The sequence below is a fragment of the Pseudomonas sp. Marseille-Q5117 genome (assembly GCF_946901175.1).
Classification (GTDB): domain Bacteria; phylum Pseudomonadota; class Gammaproteobacteria; order Pseudomonadales; family Pseudomonadaceae; genus Aquipseudomonas; species Aquipseudomonas iranensis.
Genome location: NZ_CAMPPP010000036.1, coordinates 1 through 3996, shown reverse-complemented (window position 1 = coordinate 3996; position 3996 = coordinate 1). Strand labels below are relative to the sequence as shown.

Annotated in this window: 1 protein-coding gene; it reads right to left on the bottom strand. The window is 53.7% G+C overall.

All coding sequences use genetic code 11. The features are described 5' to 3' along the window. Window positions 1–470: 470 nt before the first annotated feature. Window positions 471–3572, bottom strand: a complete 3102-nt coding sequence (locus OC605_RS27985) for a hypothetical protein (protein WP_262140509.1) — start codon at window positions 3570–3572, stop codon at window positions 471–473. Window positions 3573–3996: the final 424 nt, after the last annotated feature.

The following is a 3996-nucleotide window of genomic DNA, read 5'->3' as shown; positions in this document are numbered from 1 at the left end:
GGTTGGGAGTGGGTTTGATCATGGGTGAAACTCCTAGAGTCGACGGAGCCGCCACATTTCGCTGCGATACGAAAAGGAGGTGGCAGCTATACGCGGGTCGCAGACCGGGACTCTAGAACCGGCAGACCCGAAGGTCTCTCACGTACAGCCGCCATAAATAGCGGGTGTTGTGCGTCCAGAGATCGACGGGCTGCGAGACCCGATCGCTGATTCGTCAGCGACCGGACCACAATAGAACCCGCCCCCAAGGCGCACAAGCCGGCGGATTCTGGCGTAGCTGTAGGCAATGGCGCAAGAATTTGTAGCCTTAAAGGCGTGTCAGTAGGTGTCGTTTAAACAGCAGGGTTTAAAAGGCGAAGAATTGGATGGTTGTCTGGGTGAAAATGTGGACTGTCCCCATAACGCAGATCACGCCCCGCCGTTTTAATCACTGGTTAAATAAAACCGTCCCCTTTGTCCTTCTTTGTGTCCTATCTCTGAAGGGTCATTGCGGGCCATGGATGCGTATTGGTCCCGATTGTATGCCTAATGTATTGACCATTAGGGTAGAGTGCCGGATCAGCGACCATTACTGTCCAAGGCCAGGCTGGGTCGCCGTTTGTTCCGGTGTAATGAAGTGATCCTATTGGTGAGAAGTATTTGGTTAACAGGATTTGAACCATTTGAGTGTTGCTAGTAAGAAGTCGCGCTCCATTGGCATCGATCCATGCGAGTGCTGCCGACGGGACCATCTGGTAAGGGCTAACAAGAATTTTCGCAACGCTGGAGCATCTGACCACGATTGTTTTTGTTTGACCTGAAGCGTCACTTACAGTGATCACGGCCTCCCCATTTCCTTCGCTTCGGATGCATCCGTCATTGTCGACGGAAGCGATATGAGGCGCGCTTGTAAGAAATGAATAAGGTGGGACGCCCCCAACTACAGTTCTTTTTTCCGAAGTGCCCGCCGGATCGTTACCGGTTCTCAGCCAACCAGCAGCTGTTACGTCTATTGAATAGTTCAGCTGGTTCAAATTCAAAGGGGAAGTGTCTACGAGGAGTTCGCTTGCTATTATCAAAGTACGAACATTTGAATATAGTTGGTCTAAGACATAAAGGGCTTTAGCGTAAAGCCTGCGAGCGCCCAGCGGTAAAGAGGTGGTGTATTCCCAATCCCCTGTCACTAAATCAGCTACCGCTTTTCCTTTCGATTCCGCATCCGGAGCGGTGCCATCAAAAATCTCTACTTTCTGCCCCTTACTCGCTTTACCACTAACCGTAAGCGAAGTGCTGACTGTGTACTCACCCTCAGGAACTTCGACTTCATCACTGTCCTTGACAGAGGTGAGCGTGGGCGTGACGAGTTCAGTCACCGTCAGCGTTCTTTCCTCTGATCGCTCCTCCGAACCAATCCGCGCGACGGTGAATTTGTGCAGCGTCAGTGCCAAACCTGTTACCGGCAAAGTCCACTCGCCAGCACCGTCAACCAAAGGCGTATCCACGGATTTTCCATTGTTGAACACTTCGACTTTCTGCCCCTTGGCGCCTGTACCGCTCAATGTCACGGCGGTTTTAACTGTGGTGGCGCCTTCGGCGATTTCCTCACCGTTATCGGTGGCCACAATCAAGTCAATCGTCGGCGCCACATCCTCCACCGTACTCACCGTATAAGTGCGCTCCGTAAACCGCTTCGCCAACGCCAGAACCTGGCTTTTCCCAAACGCGATAAACATCTCGATCGTGAGATTGCTGCCATCCAGCAACCCAATCAAATCCTCATAAGGCGCAACCGCCTCAAAGAGCCCATCCTTGACCCACTGCGCATTCACGAACGCAAACGGCGCTGCCCAGATGTATTTTTCATAAGGCGTACCATCGGCATTTCTGCCCTTGAACAACAGCCATACAAACTGGCCCTCGGCGATAAGCGGGAAGCCCGGGCACCACATTTTGCCTTCGGGTGTGAGCTTGGCTAGGTTGAGTTCAGGGCCTGTGCCGTCGGCGTCGGCCTCTTTCAGCCGTGGGGAGGTGAGGGCTGATTGCGGAGGGTCTTGTACGGTGAGTGTCAGTATTTCGGAGGGGAGCTCTTCTCCACCGCGAGTGATGATGTAACTGACGGTCACGGTGTCGCCCAGGCAGAACGCCATCAGTCCAGGCGGTACATTGATGTTGAGGCCGATTTCGCTGATTGGTTTTGGCTCGGTGATGATCGAGCCTTCAGCGTGGGTACCGGGTTTGGCGGTCCAGCAGATGCTAAGCAGGTCGGTGGGAAGCGTGTTGCCTTGTGGCACGACGACGGTGAGCCTGGTGAGGCCGGCCATCGGGTCCAGCGTCGCGCCACTGGCTTGCAGAACGCTCGGTGGTTTCAGCTCGAGGTAAGTGCCGACAACTTGCGCTTTGGCCGTTTGAGACTTGCCTATGGGTACGCCGTTTCTTTTCACTTCATAGGTCACCGTAACGCTGCTGCCCAAGATGACTTTGTGGTTGGGTACTTTAAGAATGCAAGTTTTCTTGGGCTCGAAATCGCCTTTTTCCACGGTGCCATTCAGTGGTTCGACAACATCGGGGTAGCCGGTACGTGTCGCGGTGTAGATGCCTTCGATTTCATCGCCCACTTCAATGCGGGCATCTGCGGTCAGGATCGCAACGGTCAAATCATTTTTGGCGAGCTTCTTCAGATCGATGATTTCCGGTTCATCCGTTGTATCGCCTTCAATCTCCCGCAGAATTGCTTTGAGAAACAGCAGGCCATCCAGATCTTCGACCACCGTCTGTGGAGGAGACCGCGGAGCGTCTGGGTCTGGGAAGTTGAGAAGCTGGTCGTGGACGGTGAACAAGAAGTCCAGTTCGTTATTTTCGCGTTTGGCTTTCATTAGAAAAGCCTTGTCCACGGTGAATTCAACAGTGCTTGGCGTTTCAGACCCGTGACTGGGTGGTGCGGGGGCATTATTCGAATCAGGACTTACCATAAAGTCCATCATCTCGCCGTTGCAGATCAGACTGATCACGTCATATGCCCGGCAGTAAGGATATTGGAATCTAATCTGCGCGCTGACGAAGTCAGGGCCTACACCGTTTTTGATGCTGTCGGGTAGCAGCAATTTAAGCTCGGAGTGTCCGCCCGGTACCGTATAACGATCCTTCAGCCCCGGCCGGATCAGATTGTAGATAAAGGTGAGGGGTTGCGATTCACCGATATTGTCGCTACCACGTCTAATGATGTAATAGAGGCGAGTGACCACGCCGTAGTAGAACTGACCCTCCGAAATAAACAACGCGACTGCGGCGTTCACGTCTTTTATCGTCGTAGTGTCCAGGAGTATTGGCGCTTTGGCTGAGGGGGGAAGGTTGGTATTCCAGTTGCCCTTGCCGGGTAGAGCTTCATAAATTGCCCAGAGCTCTACTTCATCTCCCTCATCAACCGAGCCAGCGAAAAATGGATCTAGCGTGACCTCAGCCATTCTGAAAATAGCACCCGGATAAGGAACCAGTGCATGTAACGGCACGCCGATGTCTGCGCCTTGGATCGGCTTGGTCTGGTGCTTGATTTTTGGTGGAAACAATTGAGAAGTCCCAATCTTGGAAGCTTTCATGGCGCAAATTCCTGACGGTGGGAGACTCCACTATCAGAGCGCTAATCTGGAAATCGCGCACCTGTCAGATCTGACAGGTGCGGGCGGTTTTCGGACGAATGGTGATCAAGCTAAGAGCGTGGACAGCCTTGTACACAGCGCCCTGCAGGAGCGAGCCTGCTCGCGAATGCATCCGCCAGTCGAAGCTACAGTGACTGACAAACCGCCTTCGCGAGCAAGCTCGCTCCCACAAATCCAGCGGTGTAACCGCAGCCGAGTGAGCGACAAAAATCCCTGTGGGAGCGGGCTTGCCCGCGAAGGCGTCGGCACTGCCGGCGCCTTATTCAGAGCCTGTCGCGAGACCCGCTACTGCGGCAACTCCAGATTATCCAGCACCCGATTCACCGCCATTTCCCCAAGCATGATCAACTGCGCAATCCCCATC